Source organism: Vibrio sp. 1402, assembly GCF_033340275.1.
In genome coordinates, this window is the sequence record NZ_JAWOWE010000002.1 from 307,958 (window position 1) to 334,349 (window position 26,392).

20 protein-coding genes are annotated in these 26,392 nt (G+C 44.8%); 6 read left to right on the forward strand and 14 right to left on the reverse strand.

Going from position 1 to position 26,392, the window contains the following annotated elements:
• Positions 1-110: 110 nt before the first annotated feature.
• Entirely contained in the window at positions 111-1,448 is a 1,338-nt protein-coding gene (locus R7044_RS04840) for a GGDEF domain-containing protein (protein ID WP_225455383.1), read from the forward strand.
• 143 nt (positions 1,449-1,591) lie between these two features.
• Here the strand turns inward: R7044_RS04840 and R7044_RS04845 are convergent, their stop codons facing one another.
• The 3 genes from R7044_RS04845 to R7044_RS04855 all read right to left on the reverse strand — a co-directional run bounded on the left by R7044_RS04845 (position 1,592) and on the right by R7044_RS04855 (position 5,759).
• Complete coding sequence (locus R7044_RS04845) at positions 1,592-2,962, reverse strand: SLC13 family permease (RefSeq protein ID WP_213909877.1); 1,371 nt, start codon at positions 2,960-2,962, stop codon at positions 1,592-1,594.
• A gap of 219 nt (positions 2,963-3,181) precedes the next feature.
• Positions 3,182-3,916: a vancomycin high temperature exclusion protein gene (locus tag R7044_RS04850; protein ID WP_005388862.1), complete on the reverse strand. Its 735-nt coding sequence runs from the start codon at positions 3,914-3,916 to the stop codon at positions 3,182-3,184.
• 154 nt (positions 3,917-4,070) lie between these two features.
• Positions 4,071-5,759, reverse strand: a complete 1,689-nt coding sequence (locus R7044_RS04855; protein ID WP_005377977.1) for an NAD-dependent malic enzyme — start codon at positions 5,757-5,759, stop codon at positions 4,071-4,073.
• Between the two features lie 213 nt (positions 5,760-5,972).
• Here R7044_RS04855 and R7044_RS04860 point away from each other — a divergent pair, with 213 nt between their 5' ends.
• The 3 genes from R7044_RS04860 (at position 5,973) to R7044_RS04870 (ending at position 10,996) form a co-directional block, all read left to right on the forward strand.
• Positions 5,973-8,327, forward strand: coding sequence for a helicase-related protein (locus R7044_RS04860; RefSeq protein WP_225455384.1), 2,355 nt, complete (start codon positions 5,973-5,975; stop codon positions 8,325-8,327).
• 288 nt (positions 8,328-8,615) lie between these two features.
• On the forward strand, positions 8,616-8,993 hold the full coding sequence (locus R7044_RS04865; protein WP_005388859.1) for a hypothetical protein: 378 nt from the start codon (positions 8,616-8,618) through the stop codon (positions 8,991-8,993).
• A gap of 329 nt (positions 8,994-9,322) precedes the next feature.
• The gene (locus R7044_RS04870; RefSeq protein WP_225455385.1) at positions 9,323-10,996 is read left to right on the forward strand and encodes an alkaline phosphatase D family protein; all 1,674 of its coding nucleotides are present in this window, start codon (positions 9,323-9,325) and stop codon (positions 10,994-10,996) included.
• 78 nt (positions 10,997-11,074) lie between these two features.
• On the opposite strand, the gene R7044_RS04875 is transcribed toward R7044_RS04870, so the two are convergent.
• The 7 genes from R7044_RS04875 to R7044_RS04905 form a co-directional block, all read right to left on the reverse strand.
• Positions 11,075-12,178 carry a phosphoribosylaminoimidazolesuccinocarboxamide synthase gene (locus R7044_RS04875; RefSeq protein ID WP_085569567.1) on the reverse strand — a complete coding sequence of 368 codons (1,104 nt, stop codon included), beginning with the start codon at positions 12,176-12,178 and terminating at the stop codon, positions 11,075-11,077.
• A 204-nt stretch (positions 12,179-12,382) separates the two neighbouring features.
• Entirely contained in the window at positions 12,383-12,775 is a 393-nt protein-coding gene (locus tag R7044_RS04880) for a SulA-like leucine-rich domain-containing protein (protein WP_005377962.1), read from the reverse strand.
• Positions 12,776-13,186: 411 nt separating this feature from the next.
• The gene (locus R7044_RS04885) at positions 13,187-13,369 is read right to left on the reverse strand and encodes a hypothetical protein (RefSeq protein WP_005377960.1); all 183 of its coding nucleotides are present in this window, start codon (positions 13,367-13,369) and stop codon (positions 13,187-13,189) included.
• 177 nt (positions 13,370-13,546) lie between these two features.
• Positions 13,547-14,521, reverse strand: a complete 975-nt coding sequence (locus R7044_RS04890; protein WP_017634859.1) for a molecular chaperone DnaJ — start codon at positions 14,519-14,521, stop codon at positions 13,547-13,549.
• A 76-nt stretch (positions 14,522-14,597) separates the two neighbouring features.
• A complete protein-coding gene (locus R7044_RS04895; RefSeq protein ID WP_005377956.1) occupies positions 14,598-15,257 on the reverse strand; it encodes an OmpA family protein in 660 nt (219 codons plus the stop codon).
• A gap of 217 nt (positions 15,258-15,474) precedes the next feature.
• On the reverse strand, positions 15,475-16,170 hold the full coding sequence (locus R7044_RS04900; protein WP_005377954.1) for a DUF2786 domain-containing protein: 696 nt from the start codon (positions 16,168-16,170) through the stop codon (positions 15,475-15,477).
• A 208-nt stretch (positions 16,171-16,378) separates the two neighbouring features.
• On the reverse strand, positions 16,379-17,059 hold the full coding sequence (locus tag R7044_RS04905; RefSeq protein WP_005388843.1) for a DUF3334 family protein: 681 nt from the start codon (positions 17,057-17,059) through the stop codon (positions 16,379-16,381).
• 262 nt (positions 17,060-17,321) lie between these two features.
• Between R7044_RS04905 and R7044_RS04910 the strand changes: the two genes are divergently transcribed.
• Both R7044_RS04910 and R7044_RS04915 read left to right on the forward strand, forming a co-directional pair.
• Positions 17,322-20,357 (forward strand): FAD-binding and (Fe-S)-binding domain-containing protein, encoded by a 3,036-nt coding sequence (locus R7044_RS04910; protein ID WP_225455386.1) that lies wholly within the window; start codon positions 17,322-17,324, stop codon positions 20,355-20,357.
• Between the two features lie 73 nt (positions 20,358-20,430).
• Complete coding sequence (locus tag R7044_RS04915; protein WP_005377951.1) at positions 20,431-20,892, forward strand: methyltransferase family protein; 462 nt, start codon at positions 20,431-20,433, stop codon at positions 20,890-20,892.
• A 110-nt stretch (positions 20,893-21,002) separates the two neighbouring features.
• On the opposite strand, the gene R7044_RS04920 is transcribed toward R7044_RS04915, so the two are convergent.
• The 4 genes from R7044_RS04920 to hutG form a co-directional block, all read right to left on the reverse strand.
• Entirely contained in the window at positions 21,003-21,728 is a 726-nt protein-coding gene (locus R7044_RS04920) for a DUF3581 domain-containing protein (RefSeq protein WP_137281889.1), read from the reverse strand.
• Between the two features lie 335 nt (positions 21,729-22,063).
• Positions 22,064-23,599 carry a histidine ammonia-lyase gene (gene hutH / locus R7044_RS04925; protein ID WP_017634855.1) on the reverse strand — a complete coding sequence of 512 codons (1,536 nt, stop codon included), beginning with the start codon at positions 23,597-23,599 and terminating at the stop codon, positions 22,064-22,066.
• Between the two features lie 11 nt (positions 23,600-23,610).
• Positions 23,611-25,308, reverse strand: coding sequence for a urocanate hydratase (gene hutU / locus R7044_RS04930; RefSeq protein WP_225455387.1), 1,698 nt, complete (start codon positions 25,306-25,308; stop codon positions 23,611-23,613).
• 73 nt (positions 25,309-25,381) lie between these two features.
• The gene (gene hutG / locus R7044_RS04935) at positions 25,382-26,392 is read right to left on the reverse strand and encodes a formimidoylglutamase (RefSeq protein WP_017821816.1); all 1,011 of its coding nucleotides are present in this window, start codon (positions 26,390-26,392) and stop codon (positions 25,382-25,384) included.

A 26,392-nucleotide genomic window follows, 5' to 3' on the forward strand; every position in this document is an offset into this window, starting at 1 on the left:
TAAGAATTGAATGAGAAAGTGATTTTATTTCTTGATAAATCACCTTGATTTCATTTTTTGAAATTATTGAACCTCACGTATTGCATATAATCTCAGCAGGTCACTTGCCCATGAAGTGGATCCATAACTTTATCTTTGCTCTTTCTATTTGCACTATCAGTTTGGTTGCCCTTTATAGTGTGCTTGGCGATACGCGAAAGCTGACCATTACACCTGAGCATTTCAATATCTATGCAACTAAAGATGCCAGTGAAGGAGGTGTGAGTGAGGCTGATATCACATACGATCGGCAAAGCCTAGTTCTTAGCTGTGAACTAAAGCAGAGCTCGTATGCTTGGCCTTACTGCGGAATCTCGGTTTATACCGATTCAGCAACGCCAACACAGGGTATTGACCTTTCCAACTACCATACGATTCGATTGAAGGTGCGATATGAAGAGGCAGGAATAGGGGCTAACCCTAGCCACGACCTACGTTTGTATCTTCGCAATTATAATTCTGAGTATTCCAAGCCGGACGACGAGTACACCATTAAATATAATGGCATGCAGTTTTCTCCGTCGGGTTCGATCGATATTGTCGAAATTCCGATTAAAAATCTTCAGGTGATGACCTGGTGGTTAGCAGATAACGGAGTCGCGATTGAGCACTCTGCACCTGAATTTTCAAACATCACACGTATTGATATTGCAACTGGGTCTGGTGCGGCACTTGGTAAACATAGAATTGTGATTGATAAAATTGAGTTTGAAGGCGCTTACCTTGCGCAAGAAACATTGTTGTATGCATTATTACTCTCTTGGATGGCGCTTGGACTGGCTTTTTCACTGCATGAGTTACGAAAAAATAGAGTGGCTTATGAAAAAGCGCAAAAGCGTCACCGTCATTTGGAAAAGGTGAATGATACTTTGCGAGCTCAAAACTATGAGTTTGCAGAGTTAGCGCATCGAGATGCTTTGACGGGCGCGATGAACCGATATGCTGTGCAACACTGGCTGGAACAACAATCTCGTCAGGTTCGCTGGGGGCATAACACCTTCAGTATTCTCTATTTGGACTTGGATAAGTTTAAAAAGGTGAACGACAAATTTGGGCACCAAATGGGGGATGACATATTGCGCGAATTTGTCATGGTGGTAGCGACTTCTATTTACTCAGACGATCGACTCGTTCGTTGGGGCGGCGAAGAGTTTGTCGTATTTTGCCCTGATACCAATATTGAACAAGCGCTAGAGAAGGCAGAAATGATTCGCAAAAATGTGGAGGATCATTTGTGGGTGCACGGTGAATCATTAACTTGCAGTATTGGCGTTGCCCAAATGCAGAATGAACGCGTCTCAGAAACCATGGCGAGAGCTGACGAAGTGTTGTATCAGGCGAAGCGCAATGGTCGCAACCGAGTGGAAGCTCATTATGGTTTACTTGCTTGCGAAAAGAAGCAAGCCTGATAGTGGTTCACTAAAAGGAAAGAAAAAAGGTGGCCAACTGGCCACCAAGAGGGAAACTGCTGAACACCACTTAGGGGGGGAAGTTTGGGTTATCGATACGATTACCGTGAGCAGCAGTGTAATGCTAATCGAACTTGCTATTTTTACCAGAACAACCAAGCGAAAAGCGTTAGTGCAGCAATACAGGCAATGTTTAATACGAAACCAATTCGCATCATTTCTTTTTGCTTGATATGACCCGTACCGAACACAATCGCGTTTGGAGGTGTTGCAACTGGTAACATAAATGCACAAGATGCAGCGACGGCAATCAGTGCAGAAAGAATAACCGGAGACATACCCAAGGCTTCTGCAATGGTCGCAAATACAGGGACAAGTAGCGCAGCACTGGCGGTGTTACTCGCAAACTCAGTCAAGAAGACAACAAAAGCAACCACTGCAAGAATCGTTAAGAGAATACCGGCTTGCTCAAGGAAGCCTGACAAGCTATGAGCCAAAAATACGCTTGTTCCGGTTGTTTTTAGGACGTTACTCAGACAGATACCACCACCAAATAGGATTAACACACCCCAGTCGGTTGTTTTCTCAATATCTTTCCACTCGACGGCGCGAGAAGCACCAAGTAGAAGGATGGCGCCAATAGCTACAAGAGTATCGAACTTCGCGAAGCCACCCAGCATAGCGTTAATAGGCTTACTGAATATCCACAACGTCACGGTCAGTAAGAAAATCGCCAACGTAATCATTTTGCCGTTTGTCCATTCGACTGGTTGATGGTCAAGGTCAAACTTGTGGCTAAGGTCAGGCTTAGTCATCGTGTACAATACGAGGATAGCGATTGGCATTAATACTAGGGAAATAGGTACACCAAACTTCATCCATTCAGTGAAGCTAAGGCCAACTTCAGCTGCTGCAATTGCGTTTGGTGGGCTACCAACCAGTGTTGCAATACCACCAATTGAAGCACTGTAAGCGATACCGAGTAGAACAAACAAAAAGGTGTTGTGGTTTTTCTTGGCGTCTAGCTTTGCCATCACACCCAGCACAAGCGGTAACATCATCGCGGCGGTGGCGGTGTTTGAAATCCACATTGACAGGCCAGCACTCACACCAAATAGCATGAATACAGCGACAGACATTTTTCCTCTTGCCAGCAATAGTACTTTATCTGCAATAGCTTGATCTAACTTTTGTTTATGTAGAGCCGCAGCTAGTGCAAAACCACCCAAAAATAGAAAAATGATGGAGTTGGAAAAGTTATTCAGTGCGGCTTGAGTGTTGAACACACCCAAAAATACCGCAAGTAGTGGTATGAGCAGCGCAGTAATGCTGACGTGAATCGCTTCGGTTAGCCACAAAATAGCAACAAAAACTAAGATGCTCAGGCCGGTTACTACTTGTGGTTCAAAGGGTAAGGTATTAAGCAAGATAATGAACAATAGGATATTCGCGTTCAAAATCATGCTGTTGCGAGTGAAGAACCAATTCTTCAATGTCACAGCGAGTGCGGTCATGGGTAGTGCTCCTTTTGCATTGCCTTTTGTCGGTTTTTTTATGGCAAAGTAACTGACTTGTAGTTATTTATTGATGAAATGTTACTTTGAATGCGAAAAAGAGTTTTGCCTGAATCGTAGAGCAAATTAGAAAGTGTGATGTTGAGAATTGGAAATGGGTAGAAAACTACCCATTTGTTTTATAGAAATGTTACTAGGCTTGTGAGCCACGTTATTCCTCTATTCGACGGGGACTTGAAGAGGCTCGTTAGCTGCTTTATTTGGCTCTTTTACTGCAACGATAGGTTCTTGAGGGCCAAGGAACTTAGGCTGCGTATTGATAATATACAGGTCTAAAAACGCTTTCACACGGGCTAGCAGTTCTCGAACACGCATCGATGTTTTTTGCTTGTTGGCCGTCGGCCCTGCTACCGCGAGACACTGCGCATCAATGCTGTAAGCATCAGCGATGAACAGTGCGCGTTCACAGTGAAAGCGCTGAGTCACAATCAGAAATCGCTCCGAAGCAAAAATTTTTTTTGCTCGTACAATCGAATCTAAGGTACGAAAGCCAGCATAATCAAGGTGAATCACTTCTTCAGGCACGCCTGCTTTAAGTAAGTCGCGTTTCATTGTCCACGGTTCGTTGTATGAACGGTGGGCGTTATCACCACTCAATAAAAACTGTTTTACTTTGCCTTGGTTGTAAAGCTCAATCGCCGCATTAATGCGATGAGTGTAGTAAGTGTTGAGGATCTTTCCGATGTATTTACTGGTACCAAGAACTACGGCAACCTCATGTTGAGGGATTTGCTCGTATTCAGTGAAAATGCTCTCTTTGGCTTGTAAAACCACCCACCGGTCGATGGCAATAACAGAAACAAGCAGACTAAGTGCAGAGATCGACAAAATCAAAGCAAATCGCTTCCAGGAAAATTTCAGCTTCCACTTTGATCTTATGCGAGAAAACAACAAAACGTTTTATATCCTTAACTAAAAATGTAGTTCTCATCATATCTGATAGAAACAAAAAGAGAGAAGCCCATTTATGCCAAAATCTGGTTAGGATGATAAAAAAATAAAAGCCCCTACATGGTAGGGGCTAATTATTAAACGAATTGTCTCAAGCTTAGAACGCAGTGCGCTTGTAGCGGCGATAAACAGGTTGCCAGAACGACTGTTCAATCGCCACGTTCAATGCTTCATCAGTAATTTCTAATGCGACACCTTGTTCAATTGCCTTTTTACCAACGGCAAATGCGATTTTTTTCGATACTAAGTGGATCTCTTCCAGTGGTGGAAGTAGTGCCCCACGACCGTTGATTGCTAGAGGAGAACATGTTGCGAGCGCGCGGCTTGATTCCATTAGCATCTCGTCAGTGACACGTTTTGCATTGACAGCAAGTACACCAAGGCCAATGCCTGGGAAGATGTAGCTGTTGTTACATTGTGCAATAGGGTAAGTGCGACCTTCATGAACCACTGGCTCAAATGGGCTACCTGTTGCAACCAGTGCTTCACCATTTGTCCAACGAATGATGTCGTTCGGTGTCGCTTCCACGCGGCTTGTTGGGTTCGACAGTGGGAAGACAATCGGACGCTTACAGTGTTTATGCATTTCTTCGATGACTTCTTGGCTAAATAGGCCAGGAGCACCAGAAACACCAATTAGTACCGTTGGCTTGGCGTTACGCATAACATCGAGTAGTGAGAAGCCATTTCCTTCATTTTCCCACTCTTTCGTATTGGTATGCTTTTGCACCAAGCGTTGTTGGAAATCAAGAAGGTTAGGCATGCCTTCTTGTAACAGACCCCAACGGTCAACCATGTAAACTTGTGAGCGAGCTTGCTCGTCAGAAATTCCTTCCGATACCATTTGTGCGATGATCGCTTCTGCGATACCACAACCAGCAGACCCTGCCCCTAGGAAGGTAATACGTTGTTTAGAAAGCTGAGTTCCTGCTGCTTTACAAGCTGCAAGTAGGGAACCAACAGTAACAGCTGCAGTACCCTGAATATCATCATTGAAGCAACACACGCGGTCTTTGTAACGCTCTAGAAGAGGCATCGCATTTTTCTGAGCAAAGTCTTCGAACTGGATCAAAGCATCAGGCCAACGGCGCTGTACCGCTTGGATAAACTCTTCTACAAATGCATCGTATTCTGCACCCGTAATACGAGGATGACGCCAACCCATGTACATCGGATCAGCTAAGCGTTGCGGGTTATTGGTACCCACATCAAGAACGATTGGTAGCGTGTAAGCAGGGCTGATACCACCACATGCGGTATATAGTGACAGTTTACCGATTGGAATACCCATGCCGCCGATACCTTGGTCACCCAAGCCAAGGATACGTTCGCCATCTGTCACAACAATCACTTTAACGTTGTGGTTTGCTGCGTTGTTCAGCAAGTCGTCAATACGGTCACGGTTCGGGTATGAAATGAACAGACCGCGACCACGACGGTAAATGTTAGAGAAGTTTTCACATGCTGCGCCAACAGTCGGCGTGTAGATGATAGGCATCATCTCAGAAATGTGATTTTGCACTAGGCGGTAATACAATGTTTCGTTGGTGTCTTGGATATTACGCAGATAAATGTGTTTATCCATATCGCTTTCGAAACTTTTGTATTGCTGGTAGGCACGTTCCACCTGCTCTTGGATAGTTTCGGTCGACTCTGGAAGCAGACCTTCTAAGTTGAATGAACTACGTTCTTCAGCAGAGAATGCACTGCCTTTGTTCAAAAGAGGGGTTGCTAAAAGAGCCGGACCCGCATATGGAATATATAGTGGGCGTTTATCGTTGTTCATTGGGTGCCTTATGTAGGGTTGAAGGATGCGCACCAAATTTTAACGGGTTCACTATTTAGTTGTAAACATGCGTTGATGCACATCAATGTAATGTCGCAAAAAAATTCAGATACCGACGAAAATATCGGCAATATTGGTTGTTTAGAGATAACTAAAGCAGGATTTTTTTACTTGGGTATAATGTTTTGCATCATCAAATCAAATCCAATTTCTATGTTTCAACTACCTATCGACAGCCTGCAAGCCGAGTTTGACCATCATGTAAGCCTTAACCATCTGGTGGTGGAAGCCGAAACCGGGTCGGGTAAATCTACCCGCTTGCCCATGTGGGCGGCAAAACACGGACGCGTTCTGGTTATTGAACCACGTCGAATTGCTTGTACCTCGCTGGCTGAATTTCTTGCGGAGCAATCTGGAGAGCCAATAGGTCGCAAAGTCGGTTACGCGATCAAGCTTCATGCCTACTTTGATGAAAAAACCGAAGTTGTATTTGTGACTCCGGGGGTTGCACTGCGTTGGTTTTCGGAAAACAAGCTAGCAGACTTTGATGTCGTGATAGTGGACGAATTTCACGAGCGACGCTGGGATATTGATCTATTAACCGCCATTTTGAAGCAAGAAAATCAACATCGATTGATCGTCACTTCTGCTACCTTAGAAGGCGAAAAGCTTGCTCGTTACCTGAATGCTAAGCGTCTGCGTTCGGAGGGACGTTGCTTTCCAGTCACGGTGACACATCGTTCCACAGACAGCCGCTATTTACCGAACAAGAAGGGATGTGAACAGGAGGTTGTCGGATCGGTAAAAGAAGCACTGGAAGATGAAGATGGCGATATTCTTGTTTTTCTCCCAGGACGTAAAGAGATCGCCCAATGCGCGCAGATGCTACAAAGCAGCAGTGATGTCATGGTGGTTAAACTTCATGCCTCGGTCAGTGATGAAGAACGACATCGTGCGCTGACGGTACAAAAGCAACGGAAAGTCGTATTGGCAACCAACGTCGCGGAAACCTCTCTGACCATTCCTAATATCCGTGTGGTAATCGATAGTGGTTTAGAGCGCAGAACTGTACAACGAAATGGACGTACAGCACTGACATTAACCAACATTTCTAAGGCCAGTGCCGCGCAGCGAATGGGGCGAGCAGGTCGCGTTACCGAAGGGGCTTGTATTCGTCTATATGGTGAGCACGCGCCTTTAGAGTTGGTGACACCTCCAGAATTACACAGAGAAGAGCTCGTCGAGCCCATGCTGGCAGCGGCTTGTTGTGGGTACCGTCTCTCAACACTCGATTTTCTCGACTCAATTCCCCCAAAGTCGCTAGAGGCATCTCATTCGACGTTGTTATCTATGGAAGCGATTGATGAGGATGGCAATGTCACGCAGCACGGGAGAAAAGTATATCCACTACCTATTGATGCACTGTTTGCCGATCTCGTTACCAGAATTCAAGCGAAGCCAGAGAAGGAAGCAATGATTGATTTGGCTGCCGCCTTATCTGTGCCTGCGCAGCTCTATCAGCGACAAAGTGGTAAAGTTGCTGAGCTTCTATCTCAAGAGGAGCCATACGGATGTGATGCCTCTTTGCTGATCCGTTTGGTTCGAGGGGAGCGACTTCCGGGCATTGTCATTGATGCCAGCGCACTCGAAGAGGCACAAGGTTTAGCGAAACAAATGCGAGAAGTATTTGAATTACCGGAACTTGACGTTGCCTCTCGATATAAACGTGAAGCGCTCTTTTTCTCCATCGCCTCATTGCACCCTGAGCTTGTGTTTGTCCGACGAGCTCGTCGAAGGGATGCTCTAGGAAATGGCGTAGTCGAGATGCTGGTTGGGCGTCACAGCCGCTTTCCTGATAAAGAAGAAGCGGCCATCGTGCTAGATAGCCATAGCGTGCCAGGACGAGGCGTTAAGCAAACACTGAACCTCGCATCGGTTATGATGCCTATCCCGCTGACATTATTACGCGAACTTGAGCTAGGGGAGTGGCAACAAGGTGAGACGAATTATGAAGAGGAGACCCCAAGAGCAACGATGCATTTGGTCTACGCCGGACGAACAATCTGTACTGAACATCAAGCGTTAAAAGGTGATGTTGCTGTTCAGTCTATTGTCGAAATGATAGAAGACGAGACACTGTTACCAGGATTTGCTTCTCAAAGAAAACAACAAATCCAACACTGGAAACTCTACAACGCATTGGGACTTAATGTCGAAGGAGAAGAGGTTAACGACTTGGCCTCCTTGACATTTTCTAGCTGGTTAAAGGATCAGTTGGAAACATTAGGCGTTGAAAATGTCGATGATATGGCGTTGTTTGAACCGGAAGACTTAACATTTAACGGTGTTCCAGAATGGGAATACGACGATTTCACGGAGCAGTACCCTTTAGAACTTTCGCTGCCAGAACTCCAACTGGATGTTGAGTATTACGCGTCTCGCAAGCTAGTACAGGTCGTTTATCGAGAGGGAAACCGTAAGGGAGACCCGAAGCGTTGGGAGCTGCCACGTTGGGCTGGTTGGAAGATACAGTATAAAAAGGCCAGTCGAGTGATTGATGTAAAGTAGGTCGGCGGATGACGTTGTGACAAGAATTGATATTTTCTTGGTGAATCTATAATAATTTCATATTGATAGCGTTACTTGCGTGTTGTTTTTAGTTTCTTAATTGAAATATTAATCAATTGAATGCTTATATATGGCGAAGCTGTACATCAGTTGTTACAAAGCTGGTTTTAATATTTCCTTTTGTATGTAAATTAGGGCATAAAAGACGAATGTTTTATATCCCATTGCTATATCAAAGCAGTTGAACGATATTTGGTATATCTCATTTTCGAGTGTCGGGGGCATAGAATGGATCAACAAGGAAAGACGTGCATTGAATTCGACTACACTAGCTTTTTAGGAGCGACAGGTAGTAAAAAATGGACCTTTTTAGAGGCATTTGCCACCATCGCGCCTATTTTCGGTTTGATGTGGAAACAGAACATTGCGGAATTGCGCAAGCCTGAAGATCGGTTGTGGGATGCCGCATTAAAATCGATGTCTTCTCGTAAAAGTGATGAATCCAATTTGGTCCGCTTAACCCAGCTAGCTAAACATGAAGGGATCAATGAATTGCGAGTCGTTATGCCATATTCGCTCGATGTTCAGCAAATCGAGTACATAGAATCTCGCAGTCAGTTGAAGGTGGATACGTCAGAACAAGATGTCCTTAACATCAAGTTTTAGGCTGAGCATTTCCACTTCATCGATGTACCACTTAACAATAGTGCAATGAAAAGCGACCTCAAAGTAGGTCGCTTTTTTATTTTGAGGTTTTTGTCACAGGTCTTGGAAGTGTGATGAATATAGAGTATTTGCACTTAAATTAACAAAAATGTAACGTTTGGAAATGCAATTGTCATAACTAGCTTCTAACTTTGTGTTTTTAGGACAAATTACCGACTAAGTGGTTGGTACTGTAAGTTCGAATTAACGTCCCTTATTGGCACACAAGGATGATTGAGTCACCACGTCATTTGGGCATAAAAACAAACACAATAAGAAAGGAAGTCAATATGTCTTTGTCTCGTCGAGACTTTATGAAAGCTGCCTCTTCAACGGCGATTGTTACCGGGCTGGTGGGCTGTGGTAGCGATGCTAGTGAATCTGTTGCGGTTACCTTTGAGCACGGAGTGGCGAGTGGAGATCCTACTCAAACACAAGTAATCATTTGGACTCGTGTTACAACCTCAGCGAGCTACGCAGATGTAAGCTGGCAAGTTTCATCTAACGAAAATTTTACTGATATCGTGCAAAGTGGCACTTTTGCCACAGACACGAGCCGAGATTTCACGGTAAAAGTTGATGTTCAAAACCTCAACGCAAATTCTCGCTACTACTATCGATTCATGGTTGGAGATGTCACTAGCGAAGTCGGGCAAACTCAAACATTACCAGAGGGTGGTGTAGAAAAGGCATCCATGGCCGTTGTTTCTTGCGCAAACTATCCTGCTGGTTATTTCCATGTGTATCGAGAGATCTTAAATCAACATGAGCAAGACCCGTTTGATGTGGTACTTCATCTCGGTGATTACATTTATGAGTATGGGGCTGGTGGCTACGCTAGTGAAGATGCTGAGGCACTAGGGCGAGAACCAAGCAAAGGCACTGAATGCATTACCTTAGATGATTACCGAAAACGGTATGCGCAATATCGCCAAGATGCTGATCTGCAAGCGTTACATGCGAGCCTACCAATGATTGCAGTCTGGGATGACCATGAGCTTGCAAATGATAGTTGGAAAAATGGTGCGGAAAACCATCAAGAAGAGGAAGGCAGTTTTAATGATCGTCGTGCAGCTGCGGCTGCCGCGTGGACAGAATGGTTGCCCGTTCGTGAAAACACTTTCTCAAACATGCTGATTTACCGTCAGTTTTCGTTTGGAAGTTTAGTCAATTTGATGATGCTCGACACGCGACTTGTGGGGCGTGATAAACCGTTGGATTATTTCTCGCTCAGCTCACCAACGATGGAAGCGATTGGCGGTTTAGTTGCTCAGTCGCGCAGTCAAGACCGAGAGCTGTTAGGCGGTGACCAACTCGCTTGGCTGATGGATGCGTTCAGTACGCACGACGCAACTTGGAATGTGCTAGGGCAACAAGTGTTAATGTCTCGTATGGAGTTGCCAAGTTCGGTTATGACCGCGATGTTTCAATTGTTTACTGCCACTGAAGAACAAAAAACAGAGGCGTTATTAGCGGTAAACTCTGCGATTACGGGTTATCTCTCTGACCCAAGTTTAGATACCATTGCTTTGCCATATAACCTAGATGCATGGGATGGTTACTACGTTGAGCGAGAGAAAGTTTATCAACTGGCCAAAGCCAGCAGTGGTAACTTTGTCTGCTTGGCAGGAGATACGCACAACGCATGGGCAAGTGAGCTTAAAGACATATCTAAGCATCCTATCGGGGTAGAGTTTGCGACTAGCTCTGTGAGTTCCCCTGGGTTAGAGGCCTACCTCGCGTTAGACCCTGTTGCGATCGCTCAAATGGAATACACGCTGCCGCACTTAGTGTCAGAATTACAGTGGGCAGACATCAAACAGCGTGGCTTTATGCGCGTTACTTTTACGCCCGACAAGGCAGAGTCGACCTGGTATTTCGTATCAACGATTAAAGACAAAACATATCAGGTGACGACTAAGTCAGCCTTTACAACAGATGGCACTACGTTAAACATCAGCTAAACTGAACCTAATATGAAAAAAGTCCGCAAGCTAGTGCGGACTTTTTATTGGAAAGCGTTTAGCAATCTAGCGACAGTGCTAGTCAATCAATCCGTATTCTTTGCTCAGAACTTCGATGATTTCCGCTTTCGGATTCTCACTCAAATGAATCGGCTTGCCTGTAATCTTCTCGGCAATACCAATGTAGGTGCTCGAAATCGCCATCAAAGATTCGACGGGTAAAGCATTATCACGAGCGAGTGCTTCACGCTCTGGCATACGTTCTTTGTTTAGCAAGATATCTGGGTCAGGGAAGTGGTTAAGTAGGAACTGGCGGAAACCTTCTTTTGAGTTCTCTACGATGTGACCTGCTTGGTACTCTTTAGCATCCCATATACGAGACGAGTCTGGTGTACCCACTTCATCCATGTAAATCAGCTTTTCATTGCCAGCAGCATCATGAACATAACCAAATTCGAATTTGGTATCGACAAAGATTTGGTCGATTTCTTCTAACGCTTGGCTGATAACGTTAAAGCCTTCTTTCAGCAATTTTTCGTAGAGTGCGATATCGTCAGCGCTTGAGAAGTTAAATGCTTCGTAGTTGTCTACGATGTTTTGACGAGTAATATTTACGTCATCCGCTTCTGGCACACCGGGAATGCCTTTTAGAATGCCTTTTGTGGATGGGGTCATTAGCAACTCTGGCAGTGCTTTGTCTTTTCCTAACCCTTCAGGAAGTTGGATTCCACAAAACTCGCGCTCGCCATTTGCGTAAGCGCGCCACATCGAACCCGTGATGTATTTGCGGCAGATGGCTTCGATTTTTACCGGTTTGGCTTTTTGTACAATCCAAACAAAAGGGTGAGGAATGTCTAGAATATGGCTATCTGCTAAGCCATTTTCTTTGAACAGTTTGAACCAGTGATTAGAAATCGCATTAAGCGCAGCCCCTTTACCCGGGACACCATTAAGACCACCTTCAGCATGCCAAATACAATCGAATGCAGAGATTCGGTCGCTAATCACCATGATAGCCAAAGGCGCATCTGGAGCGACATCGTATCCTTTTTCTTTGATCAGTCGGGCGCTGTCTTCTTCAGTTAACCAGTAAACTGAACGAACTTTTCCACTATGAACGGGTTTATGGGTGCGAATTGGCAGGTCGTCATTGACGGCAAGTACTTGATTAGCAAGGCTCATTGCGACATTCCTATCATCTTAATCAAACGTCAGAAAGAGAAGATATTCAGCAAAATGTGGGCGCTGAATAAATCGAATGTGGGCATCATACCAGAACTATTTTAACTCGCCAGAGAAAAAGCAAACGTTTGCTTGTTTTCTTTAATACAAAAAAATGCCCCCTTAAAAAGGAGGCGAGATGCAGGATGGATAACGTCGAACTTATTAGTGGTACTTATTAACTCTGCCTTCGACGAAAAAGACTTCACACTGATAGCGCTGCGCCATGTCGCGCAACATAGATTGATTCATAAGTGCAATTTTATTTGATGCAACAACAGCACTGGCATTGCCTGATCGGATGGCTTTGATCACGATCTCGACTTCTGAAAGCTGTTGAGAGGGCTTCATTTGAATAACGTTTTTACAGCAAATATTAGAAGCAGTGAGTTGTTCAAAGTCTGGACGAGGGCAGTCTGCTGTAAACAAAATCCATTGTTTCTGCTGCGATAAAACAGCCAGCTTAGATAGAAGCTGATCCGAAACGGCCATGGGCTTAGTTGCTTGTGCCAATACGTTGTAACGAGAGTATGTATGAGATTGACTTTGTAACTGCATCTTACTGTTCCTTTATACATGCTGTATGTGTATACAGTAGTTTGTTTTGGTGACCTGATCAACCAGTTTCTCAAAAGTTATTTGCGGTTTTTTGAGAAGGAAATAAAAGGATTTGATTCTAAGTAATTGAATTTATGTGGTTGTTTTTCATTTTTGATATGTCTAACATCAATTTAAAAATGTGAGGTGAGTAGAAAACTGGACGAGAGACATACAGGGGTTTACTACTGTATATACAGGTGTTTTTCACGGACAATGGTTTGTATACAGTGGGAGAGGGCTGATAACCGATGCGACGTGCTATGTAAGATAGGAGGGAATACGAGATAGAGATTGGAAATAGGGCTTGGCCGATCAAAAAAGCGCCTTAAAAGGCGCCTTTGAAAATCAGTTCCGTTGATTCCGTCTTGCTTAGCTCGCTCGTTGCAAGCGTTCGCGCATTTGTAATTCGCCTTGGTTAAATAGGCGCACGTCGATTTTCGCCATATCGTAGCAAGCTTTACATGAGTAGTGGTGCTTGCCATCTAAATAATCGTGACGAGTTACAAGGCTAGGTTTTTTACACCAATCACAGGTGCCTTCTTCAGTGAACATTGATTTTCTCCCCACCTAGATTAATTTGAGTCGTTAGGTGTTATTTTGCGCCGGGCATTATGGCATAAAAGCGCGACTTAAGTTAAATGTCTGTTAATTTGTTTGAGAGGGAGATCGATTGCGGCGCTTGATTATATAGGTCTAAAAGCATGCTAGCCAAAGTATTCTGACCTATTTTTACTGTTTTGTAACATTTTGTGAGACGAGCTTAAAGGCATGATTGAGTCGCTTCATTTCTTCTTCACTGCCTCTTGTGTCAGGATGATAAAGCTTTGATAGCTGTCTATAGCGTAGCTTGATTGCTTGTAAATCAGGGATGTGTTGTGGTGTGTAGCCAAACATAGCACACGCGACGCTTAGCTTATGGTTCTCTGCCTGGGTTTTGGATTTCTTAAATTCTTTGAATACTTTCTCTAGCTGGCGTTTCAGTTGCTTGTTCGTAAACTCTAGCTCTTTTATTTTTTTCGCCATTCGTTGATTTTGGCTTTCCTCTTTGGCTTCAAGCGCTTTTCTATTCTGCTTAAGTTTCTTGATTACGAGAAAACTTAAGCCGCTGATGATGAGTATCGCCGCTAGCCAGATCAGCCATAAAAACTGCGAGTGTTCTACTTTGGGGTTTGCAACTGTGCTTTTCTCTTCCTGTGCTTGCTCAGCCTTTTTATCGAGCGACTTTATTTGCGAGACTTGTTTAGCTCGCAGTTGGTTGAAGCGCTGCTCTAACAGTTGATTATAAGCTTGTTCTGCTGCTGGATTATGCTGAGAAGCCATTTGATACAAGGCTTCAGTCAATTGAGAAGTTGTGACCTTATCTGGATTGCGCTGAATAAAATCGGCGAGAAGAAAGCCACGATCGGTTGGGTCATTGAGTGCGATAGAGGTTAGCCAATATAACGCTTGTGTTTCATTTTTTTCGCCATTTATCCCTTTAGCAAAGTCGTTCGCGAGCTGTTTTTGTGCAGGGAGGTAACCTTGGTTGGCGGATTGCTCTAGCCAGTAGCGCGTTTCTGGTGAGGCTTCAGCTTCGTTTGATGCCAATAATTGTTGTGCGTACTCGTATTGTTCGATGGGGTCATTTGGAGCTTGAGAGGCAAGTGAGTAGCCAGAAAAGCTGAGGCTAAATAAGCAGAGTAGGGCAGACGTTTTGACAGACATTAATATGTCAGGCCTAACGATAATGGTTAGGCCTGCTCCGGTAATTTTTTATTATTACCGTTATGGTGCAACCAAATTACTTCAGTGGCAAGATCTGGATTTCAACACGACGGTTGCACGCACGACCTTCAGAAGTTTGGTTTGAGCAAATTGGGTTACGTTCGCCGTAGCCGCGTGCAATTGCACGACCAGGTGCAACGTTTTGAGATACTAGGAATTGACGTACGGACTCTGCACGGCGCTCTGACAACGTTTGGTTGTATGACTCACTACCTGTGCTATCCGTGTAACCGTCAATAACGAGACTGGTATCTGGGTACTCAACTAGGATGCGAGCAACACCGCGTAGAGTGTTATGGATACTAGCATCAAGCTGGTAAGAGCTTGAAGAGAAGCCGATACCGTTTTCCATACGCAGTAAAAGCTGATTTTCACCAACACGCTGAACTTGTACGCCAGAGTTTAGCAAAGCGCGACGTAATTCCGCTTCTTGTTGGTCAAAGTAGTAACCAACGCCAGCGCCAGTCGCTCCGCCTGCGGCTGCACCAATGAGTGCATGCTGACGACGTTCTTTAGCATCATCACCCGTTGCTAGGCCGATTGCTGCGCCAGCGATCGCACCAATAAGCGCGCCTTGCGTGGTGGAGTTAGTTTCGTATTCACCCGTTGTTGCATTTTGGCGTTGAGTGGCTTGACAGCCAGTAAGAGCTAGCACTAGAGCTAGTGCAATAGGCATCTTTTTCAAGGGAAAATCTCCGTATAAAACTGAGGCGAAACCATGCCTCATAATGGGATGCGAATTATGAATAAACAAGCATTGATATTTGTTATGAGAAAGTAAGATTGATAAGAGTTTCTGTAAGAAAATTCCTATCAATACTGCCAAAGCTCTCAAAGTAAGCCCCATCGACATCGAAGTCATTGCTGCTTATGTGAATCCTTTACTATTCTGGCTATTTCGATGAATCGCCCAACATTTTGCGTGCTTGTTCGCCGCCCACTCCACGGTTAACTGAAACCTTTCTACCTTTCTTTAAGCCTACTTCGTAGTCTTCAGTTAGGTTTTTCATCGCTTCTTTCAATTGCTTCTTGAACGTTTCGCGGTCAATGTTTTGGAATTCTTTATCAATATAGTCATTAATTTTATTGGCCGACTCTTCATCTGGAGAAATAATTGGCAATTTTTCAATCGCGCCTTCCACCCAGCCAGATACAAATGAGTTCACACGGCGAGTCACTTCCTGAGAAGAGGTGCCGGTGCCAGCAAAGCTGTTTCGGAATTGTCCGGTACTTTCGTTCATCTCGCGATAAACAATATCGAAAGCAAATGCAGCAAAAATAGCGCGATCTGCTTCACCGATAAATTCGACACGTTTGAGCCCTTTGTGATTCAACAATACTGCTTCGACACCGAATTTTGTGTTAATGCCGCGAATCACTCGCAATATGGTAGAACTGATGTTCGCTGGTAGCAGATGAGAAGATTGTGTTTTTCCCATTCTGATGAACTCAATATCGTCTTTATCGAGACCATATTTAAGCATGAGGCGATGTGCCATTTTGATAGCATTGGCAGCCTCATTAACATTAGCGGAATTGCCCAGTTCTAAGCACTTGGCGATTTTTTTCAGAGCTTTTTGTTTATCCATCGACAACCAGTAACGAAAGCAGAAAATTTATGAAGTCAGACATATTACCTTTTTTGACATAAAAACGAAATACAAGGTGGGACTGAAGATAATTTCTGCACATAAAAAGAAGCCTCGCATTAAGCGAGGCTGGCGTTTTAGTTCGTCGTAATCAGTATGAAGCCGTACTTGTGTCTAAGAAGCCATTCTTCATTAAGATTCGTTAGAATTACAACCCGAGCTGGTTGAGCAAGTCATCGGCATCATCGTTTGATCCCGACGATTTAGATTCTTTCTCAGCCAACTGTTTACGTGTTGCCTCTAAAATGTCGTCTGGGTTTTCGTCTTCAGCAACTTCAAACTCTTCCAGTTGGATGAACTCAGTTTTATCCATTGCTAGCTCGAGATAGAAAATATTGTTGTTTTCGGTGGAGAACGTCACTCTGCGCGCTTGAGGGCGGTCAAGGTTGGTATCAACTTGTAAGATAACTTGCTTATTCAGCGCCAGCATTTTTGGTTGGTTTTGTGTGATGTTCGTTTGCAGGTCTTTACGAATTTTATTAGTGAAGTCTCCGACCAGTTGATTCATGAGTTCACCCAGAACATCGCCTACCTCGTCAGAAGTATGAGATATTGCCAGTTCTTCTTCTGGCATGCCCATATTACGCATGTAGTTAGTGTAGATCTCCAGTGCGGCTTTTGCCGTAAAATTAATCACAACTAGCCCGGTAAATCCGCCATCAAACAGAACAAAACAGCCAAAATCTGGTTTGAGGCTAGTCTTGTGGATTTTTTGCACCATTGCTGAATAATTTACTTGAGAAGATGTCGCCGAAGTAAGTACGCCAGAAACAGACTGGCAAAGTTTGAGAAGGATATCTTCAGTGGTCACAATTTTATTTTTTTTCATTCTGAAAACTCATCTAGAAACGCGATTCGTTCCCCAATGTAAGGCATCAAGCGTGAAAAAATAAAGCATAAGTTTAATTATTGTATCGAGATTCTGATTTGCTCGTCTTTTTAAATGTTGTAAAGTGACGAAATTCAAAGAATATTACTTCACTAACTCTTTTGTGGTGTTTTTTTCGCTTAGCGCCAATTTGTATGAGAAGTGAGCAAATAATTACACAACCCGCAGCTGATCGGATCAGCGTCGTAGGGGCAGGAAGCAAATGTTACCAAGATTACACTCGCAAACTGATGTCGATCCTCTTGTTCTTAGTTTTCTGAAAGAGCTTGAGCATGCCGGATTCACTGGTGATATCGAAAGCCAATATTCAAGCCGACTAGCGGTTGCCACTGACAACAGTGTTTACCAGCAACTTCCTCAGTCTGTCGTTCATCCCAAAACGACAGAAGATGTTTCTCTCCTCGGGAAACTGAGCAATAAAGAAAAGTACGAACGAATTACCTTTTCACCTCGTGGTGGCGGCACAGGGACCAATGGTCAGTCGCTAACCAAAGGTATTGTGGTGGATATGTCTCGCCACATGAACAAAGTGCTTGAGATTAATGAGAAAGAAGGCTGGGTTCGTGTACAAACTGGTGTAGTGAAAGACCAGTTAAATGACGCTGTTCGCCCTTATGGCTACTTCTTCTCTCCAGACTTATCTACCAGTAACCGTGCAACGATTGGCGGCATGGTCAACACCGATGCTTCTGGTCAAGGTTCTCTGAAATACGGAAAAACATCCGATCATGTTTTGTCGCTACAAGCGGTGTTTGCTGATGGTTCAATTTTAGAGTCGGACTTGTCTCATGGTTACCCAAAAGAAGGCGAGTTTGCTGCCAAGGCGCTACGTGTAACGGAATCCGTATGTCGTGAAAAACGCCAGCAGATCGTAGATAAGTTTCCTCCTCTTAACCGATTTTTAACGGGCTACGATTTAAAAAATGCCTTGAATGAAGACGGTGACCGTTTCGATATCACACGAGTACTTTGCGGCGCGGAAGGTTCATTGGCATTTATTACCGAAGCGAAGCTAAATCTAACGCCAATTCCGAAAGCACGTACTTTGGTTAACGTTAAATACAACAGCTTTGACTCTGCGCTGCGTAATGCACCGTTGATGGTCGAAGCGAAAGCGCTATCTGTAGAAACCGTTGACTCGAAAGTGCTTAATCTCGCGAAGCAAGATATCGTTTGGCACACCGTGAGCGATTTACTTACCGATGTTCCAAATAAAGAGATGCTTGGCATCAATATGGTGGAATACGCAGGTCAGGACGAAGAGGAAGTTGCTGCTCAGGTTGCAGCATTGACCGCCAAGCTCGATACCATGTTGGAAACAGAAGAAGCGGGCATTATCGGCTACCAAGTTTGTAACGATGTAGCTAGCATTGGGCGTATTTACAACATGCGTAAAAAAGCGGTGGGTTTGTTAGGCGCAGCAAAAGGTCGTGCTAAACCGGTCGCATTCGCTGAAGATACCTGTGTGCCACCAGAAAACCTGGCGGACTTCATTGTAGAGTTTCGAGAACTGTTAGACAGCAAGTCTCTGAATTACGGCATGTTTGGTCACGTCGATGCTGGGGTGCTTCACGTACGTCCTGCGTTGGATTTGTGTGACCCGCACCAAGAAGCATTGATGCACGAAGTTTCTGATGAAGTGGTCAAGCTGGTGGCGAAATACGGCGGTTTGATGTGGGGTGAACACGGCAAAGGTTTCCGTTCAGAATATGGCCCTGAGTTTTTCGGCGACGAGTTGTTTACTGAACTGAGACGTGTGAAAGCGGCATTCGATCCACACAACAAAATGAACCCGGGCAAAATCTGTACACCGCTGGATAGTGATGCAGAGCTTGTCAAAGTTACCGATACCAAACGTGGTTACTATGACCGTCAGATTGACGTTCAAGTACGTGACAGCTTTAAACAAGCGATGGAATGTAACGGTAACGGTTTGTGTTTTAACTATGATACCAGCTCGCCAATGTGTCCATCGATGAAAGTAACAGCCGATCGTCGTCATTCACCGAAAGGTCGTGCGGGTTTGGTTCGCGAGTGGTTGCGTCAGCTTACTGAGCAAGGCATTGATATTCTTGACTTAGAAAAGCAAACACTAGAAAACAAAACATCAATCAAAACCATGATTGACCGCGTACGTCATTCTATCAATCGTCGTCACGAGTATGACTTCTCTCACGAAGTGTATGAAGCGATGAATGGTTGTTTGGCGTGTAAAGCGTGTGCGAGTCAGTGTCCGATTAAAGTCGATGTTCCGAGCTTTCGCTCACGTTTTTTAAACATCTATCACTCTCGTTATCAACGTCCTGCAAAAGACTATCTGGTTGCGAACATTGAGACTATGCTGCCGATGATGGCAAAAGCGCCAGGTGTCGTAAATGGTGTTTTGAAGCAGTCGTGGGTGAAAAGTTTAACGGCATCTACGGTCGGGTATGTCGATGCGCCGTTGTTATCAGTACCCACCTTGAAACAACGAGTAGAGTCGCTGACAACGCCTTATGATCTGCAAGCGCTCAGTGGTTTGTCTTCGTCTGAAAAGAGCAAGCATGTTTTAATTGTTCAAGACCCATTCACTAGCTACTACGACGCTGATGTCGTTGAAGACTTCGTTAAGTTATTGAAAAAGCTGGGCATGAATCCGGTGCTTCTGCCGTTTAAGCCGAATGGTAAAGCACAACACATTAAAGGGTTTTTACGTCAGTTTAAGGACACAGCAGCCGACACAGCGAAGTTCTTGGCGATGGTAGCGGATTTGGATATCCCATTAGTTGGCGTCGATCCTGCTTTGGTGCTGTGTTATCGAGATGAATACGCTGAAGTGCTTGGCAGTAAGCGAGGTAATTTCGATGTACTAACAGCCCACGAATGGCTTTACCCAAGACTAGAAGCGTTTGAAAGCGGAGAGCATAAGGCGCAGGAACCTTGGTATCTGTTTGCGCACTGTACTGAAAAAACCAAAATGCCAAATGCGGAAAAAGAGTGGGGCGCTATTTTTGCTCACTTTGGTGCAGTTTTGAATACGGTACCTGTTGGTTGTTGTGGTATGGCGGGTACGTTTGGTCATGAGGTTGATAAGTTGTCGATGTCGAAAGATATTTACAATTTAAGCTGGAAGCCAAGCTTAGATAAGTTGGATAACGAGAGATGTTTGATTACAGGCTATTCTTGCCGCAGCCAAGTTAAACGCTTTGAAGGAACGAAGCCCAAGCATCCCGTTCAGGCATTGTTAACTTTGTTGTAATCGGACTAAATCAAGCCCAGTTTTACTGGGCTTTTTAGAAACCGTATTTAGACCCTTTCAAAGGATATGAATCTTGAGAAAACTTGAACTCAAAGTCCCACCTGTTGTGGTGTTTTTGCTAGTCATACTTTTGATGTACGGACTTAAAGTTTTGACGCCGAGCATGAACATTCGAGTACCCTTTGTTGAATTTGTAGTAGGTGTATTAACTTTGTTGTCTGGCTACATGGGCATTGCTGGCGTGTATGAATTTCGCAAAGTAAAAACCACAGTGAACCCAGTAAAACCTGAAGCGGCATCTTCTGTTGTAAGAACTGGTGTGTTTGCCTTTTCACGCAACCCTATGTACACGGCATTATTGCTTCTAATCATAGCAACTGGTTTGTGGTGGCAGCACTTGAGTGTGGTGCTTTGTGGCGTGATATTTGTCAGTTATATGAATCGGTTTCAAATCAAGCCTGAGGAACGCGTTTTAGAGCGATTGTTTGGTGAAGAGTATGTGGATTATAAAAACCATGTTCGTCGTTGGCTCTAAGCATTGCGTTTAGTTTTGTTTGGATGAGACATAAAAAGAAAGCCCAACGGTCGATGTTGGGCTTTCTTTTAGTAAACACGTTTTTTGTGCGCTTCTGATAGGGCAGTCGACTAGGCTGCCTTAACGAACTTTGCTAGGAATGCATCCTTACGTTCATTAAAGCGGCGTACAAGGTCGTCAACCGCTTCTTGGTCATATGGTTTCAAGCCACTTGCAACCATGCGCTTAATACCTTTGCCAACGACTTCACCGTCTTCTTTGAACGCAAAGTTTAAGGTGACTACACCTCGTTTTCCTTCTACGTCGAATGTTGCGCCAGTGAAATCCACCTCTGGATGCGTAAGGTCTAAGCGTGAAAATTCGACTTCCATGCTTTCATAAATAACTAATGGACGCTGGCAGTTAATCATCATTTGCTTCTCTTCCATAAGAGGAACCATGATGTGAGGGAAGTTCATACCAGAAAATTGCACGTAATTTGTCACTACATGCTCAATAAATGCCGGATCGTGGTTAGTTTCACCTTCACGGGACATGTGTAAGTATTCTTTACCTGCCTCGTCAACAACAGCGCTTTCTTTGTCACACTTATTTTCAATATGAAGTGCTACACCATCGTTTACCATGCCAGAGAAGTTAAAACGCATCTTTTGGCTAACGCCTTCTTTACTAAGAAGCACAGCGAAAAGTAAATCTCCAGGGACACAAAAGCGTTTGTTTTCTTCATCATGAATTGGGTTGTAGTCACCTGCGACACGTTTTGCAAAGTGGCTTGCTTGTTCGCGAGTGAACTGAAACTGGTGATTAGTGTTTGAAAAATAAGGTGTTAGAAACATAATTTTTACGTAGTAACCAAAACTGTGTGGGATTATATGCGAATATCTGCGTAGCAATGGTCCATCCAGTGAAAACTTCACCGTATCCTAACAATAAGACACTATTTCGGCGGATAAACCGTTAAAAACGCATACTTTAGCAACGCTTTTATTTGTGAAAACAATAAACAACGACCTTTTCGCTCGCCTATCTTTTAAAGTATAGCCATCAAAGTAGACAGGCGTTCATAAATAGTGCAATCAACATGTTTAATCGTATGTAAAAAGGCTCCACGCTGAACGTAGAGCCTTCAAGTCATTATCTGTTTATTCGATGAAATGCCAGTTATGCTTGGTTATTGAACACTTGGTAACAAGCTCTCTGGCATGAGCGTGTTGTGGATAGCCAGCTTAAGCAGAGTATTTGCCTGTTCAATGTCTGGAGCAAAGTAGCGATCTTTATCGTAGAACGATACTTTTTCACGCAACATTTGTTTCGCAATCTCAATACGCTCAGAGGACTTGTTTGGTGCTCTAAAGTCTAGGCCTTGTGCTGCTGAGAGGTATTCTACCGCCAGAATACCGCGAGTGTTTTCGCCCATTTCTTTCAATCTGCGAGCCGCGAATGTTGCCATTGACACGTGATCTTCTTGGTTTGCAGATGTTGGCAAGCTGTCTACTGACGCTGGGTGAGCGAGTGTTTTGTTTTCACTTGCTAACGCAGCAGAAGTCACCTGAGCAATCATGAAACCAGAGTTCACACCACCATTGTCGACTAAGAACGGTGGTAGTTTTGATAGCGCGCTATCGATAAGTAATGCCATACGACGTTCAGACAAGCTGCCGATCTCGGCAATCGCAAGTGCTAGGTTGTCGGCTGCCATTGCAACAGGCTCCGCGTGGAAGTTACCGCCAGAGATGATGTCACCATCTTCAGCAAACACCAACGGATTATCTGATACGGAGTTCGCTTCTACTTGCAATACTTCCGCCGCATTGCGGATTTGCTGTAAACACGCACCCATCACTTGAGGCTGACAGCGCAAAGAATACGGGTCTTGTACTTTTTCACAGTTAGTGTGCGAATCACCTATTTCACTCGATGTGTCCAACAAATGACGGTATGCGAGTGCTGCGTCCATTTGGCTGCGATGACCACGTACACGGTGAATGCGCGGATCGAATGGACGTCGGCTGCCGAGAGCGGCTTCAACAGACATTGCACCACAAACGGTTGCTGACGCGAAAAGGTCTTCCGCGATAAACAGGCCTTCCAATGCGAACGCTGTGGATGCCTGAGTCCCATTTAGTAGCGCTAAGCCTTCTTTTGGCGCCAGAGTGATAGGCTCTAGACCTGCGATTTTTAATGCTTCTTGCCCGGAAATGATATTACCGTTGTGGCGAGCTTGCCCTTCTCCCAGTAATACTGTGCTCATATGGGCTAGAGGAGCTAAGTCACCTGATGCGCCAACAGAGCCCTTTTTAGGTACGCAAGGGTAAACTTGTGCGTTGACTAGGTCGGTCAGCATATTAATGACTTTTAGGCGAATCCCAGAAAAGCCACGAGACAGACTATTGATTTTTAATACCATCATCAGACGAACCGTTTCATCTGACATAAACTCACCGATACCTGCCGCATGAGAAAGAACGATACTGCGTTGCAGTGTTTCTAAATCTTCTGGTGCTATTCGTGTGTTAGCCAATAGCCCAAAACCAGTGTTAATTCCGTAAACCGTTCGATCTTCCGCGATGACTCGGTCTACGACCTGTGTGCTTTCTTCAATGGCCGGAATGGCTTCAGGATCCAAAGTAAGGTTGACTGGTGAACGGCTCACTTGGCGTAGTTCGTTTAAGCTAATATGACCTGGCTTTAGCGTTAAATTTAACATCTCTTTCATCCTTACTTGAGCTTCTTCAGTTCTTCGTTGAGCATTGGCAAATCTAGCCCTTGCTCTGCTGCACATTGTTTAGCGATATCGTATCCCGCATCAGCATGACGCATGACACCAGTTGCTGGGTCGTTATGCAGCACGCGGGCAATACGTTCTGAGGCATCTTCACTGCCGTCACAGCAGATAACCATACCTGAGTGTTGCGAGAAGCCCATACCTACGCCACCGCCGTGGTGCAGTGAAACCCAAGTTGCGCCGCCCGCCGTGTTGAGTAGCGCGTTTAATAATGGCCAGTCTGATACGGCGTCAGAACCGTCCATCATACCTTCGGTTTCACGGTTCGGGCTTGCTACAGAGCCAGAGTCTAAGTGATCTCGACCAATGACAACGGGCGCTTTAAGTTCGCCATTTTTCACCATTTCGTTGAATGCTTGACCAAGACGCTCACGATCTTTAAGACCAACCCAGCAAATACGCGCAGGTAAACCTTGGAACTGGATGCGTTCGCGAGCCATATCTAGCCAGTTATGTAAGTGCGGATTATCTGGAATTAGCTCTTTTACTTTTTGGTCGGTTTTATAAATGTCCTCAGGATCGCCAGAGAGAGCAGCCCAACGGAAAGGACCGATACCTTCACAGAATAGAGGACGAATGTAGGCTGGAACGAAGCCAGGGAAATCAAATGCGTTTTCTATGCCTTCTTCCAAGGCCATCTGGCGGATGTTGTTGCCATAGTCGAGTGTTGCGGCGCCGCGATTTTGCAGCTCTAACATCGCTTGAACTTGCACAGCCATGGATTTTTTCGCGGCTTTTACGACCATTGCTTCATCTTGCAAACGCATTTCTGCTGCGTGAGACATGCTCCAGCCTTGTGGTAAATAGCCATTGAGCGGGTCGTGTGCAGACGTTTGGTCTGTTACGACATCAGGCGTGATATTACGTTCTACCAGCTCAGAGAAAACGTCTGCTGCATTACCTAGTAGGCCAACCGATATTGGTGTGTCTGACTCTTTAATGATAGCTAGCGCTTCATCTAAAGAAGTCGCTTTCTTATCGACATAGCCTGTACGTAGGCGGTAATCGATACGTGATTCATCACACTCTACTGCAATCATGGAGAAGCCCGCCATTGTACCAGCGAGAGGTTGAGCACCACCCATGCCACCGAGACCACCTGTTAGAATCCAACGGCCCTTTGCTTCGCCGCCAAAGTGTTTTTTTGCAACAGATACGAACGTTTCGTATGTGCCTTGTACGATACCTTGCGAGCCAATGTATATCCAGCTGCCAGCGGTCATTTGGCCGTACATCATCAAGCCTTGTTTATCGAGCTCGTTGAAGTGTTCCCAGTTTGCCCAATGCGGAACAAGGTTTGAGTTTGCGATAAGCACGCGTGGAGCATTTTTATGAGTAGGGAAAACACCAACAGGCTTGCCTGATTGAACTAAAAGCGTTTGGTCATCTTCGAGTCTTTCAAGTACTTCAACAATCTTGTCGTAACATTCCCAGTTTCGCGCTGCTCGGCCAATGCCGCCATATACAACCAGTGAATGTGGATGTTCTGCAACATCAGGATCAAGGTTGTTCATCAGCATACGAAGAGGGGCTTCGGTTAGCCAAGATTTTGCGCGCAGTTTATCTCCGTGAGGTGCACGAATTGTTCTGCTTGTATCAAGTCGTGGATCTTGTCCCTGGCGCTGTGTCATTTCAGACTCCTTTAGTTTCTCGTGATGACCAAGTACTTGCTTGGTCGTAATAATCAGTGGCATCTGGGATGCATTATGGTTTGTGCTGTTTTTCCGCCATTGCGTTGGCGATATCCCAACACAAACGGGCAGCTAATCGTGCTGTTTGACTATCGACGTCATAATTTGGGTTGTATTCGGCGATATCAGCCAGCATTAACTTATTTTTGTAATGAAGAATTCGATCTAAAAAGGGGGCAATTGTGTCGTAACTCACTCCCCGAGCTGCTGGTGCGCTGACTCCAGGTGCGGTTGCAGCAGGGAATACATCCAGATCAATAGTCAAATAGAGGTAGTCACAGTCGTCAATAAAATGCTGAAGCTGAGTTAAGTGATAACTGTGGTTTAAGTAGCAGAGCTGATTGTCCTCTACATACCAAACATTTAACGCATCTGCTTTTTCAAATAGCGCTTTAGTGTTGCTACTGCGGCTTACACCAATACAAGCGTAATGAAAGTCCCAATCGTTACGTTGACAAAAATGGTAAATTTGGTTGAAGGGTGTACCAGAGCTCGGTCTTATGTCGGCGAGGTTACTCTCGAATGCGCGCAAATCGAAATGCGCATCGAAATTGATAATGCCGATTTTAGGCTTCTTCTCTGGATGGTGCGCTTTAAAATATTCCGCTAAGCCGGAAAACGAGGCCCACGCAATCTCATGCCCACCACCCAGCACGATGACTGGTGTATGGGGCAGTGCGCTTGAAATGGTTGCTGCACATAGAGCTTGGCTCTCTTCCAGTAAGTCGTCTTCACACACCACAGTACCTAAGTCATATAGTGGGGCGTCTTGGTGCCATGCTAAATTAGCGAGTGCTCGTCGGATTAAGTCTGGCGCTTTTTTCGCGCCAATGCGTCCTTTGTTTCTCGCAACGCCAGCGTCGGTAGCAAAACCGAGTAATGAGACGCCATGCGCAACGGCACTCAACTCATCTGCTTTTTGGCGTTGAACAACGTGATGAATTCGCTGACCAAGCTTGCCGTCCTCGGCATCATGACGGCCTTGCCAATGAAATAGGGGAGAGTGTAGGTCGAATTGAGACAT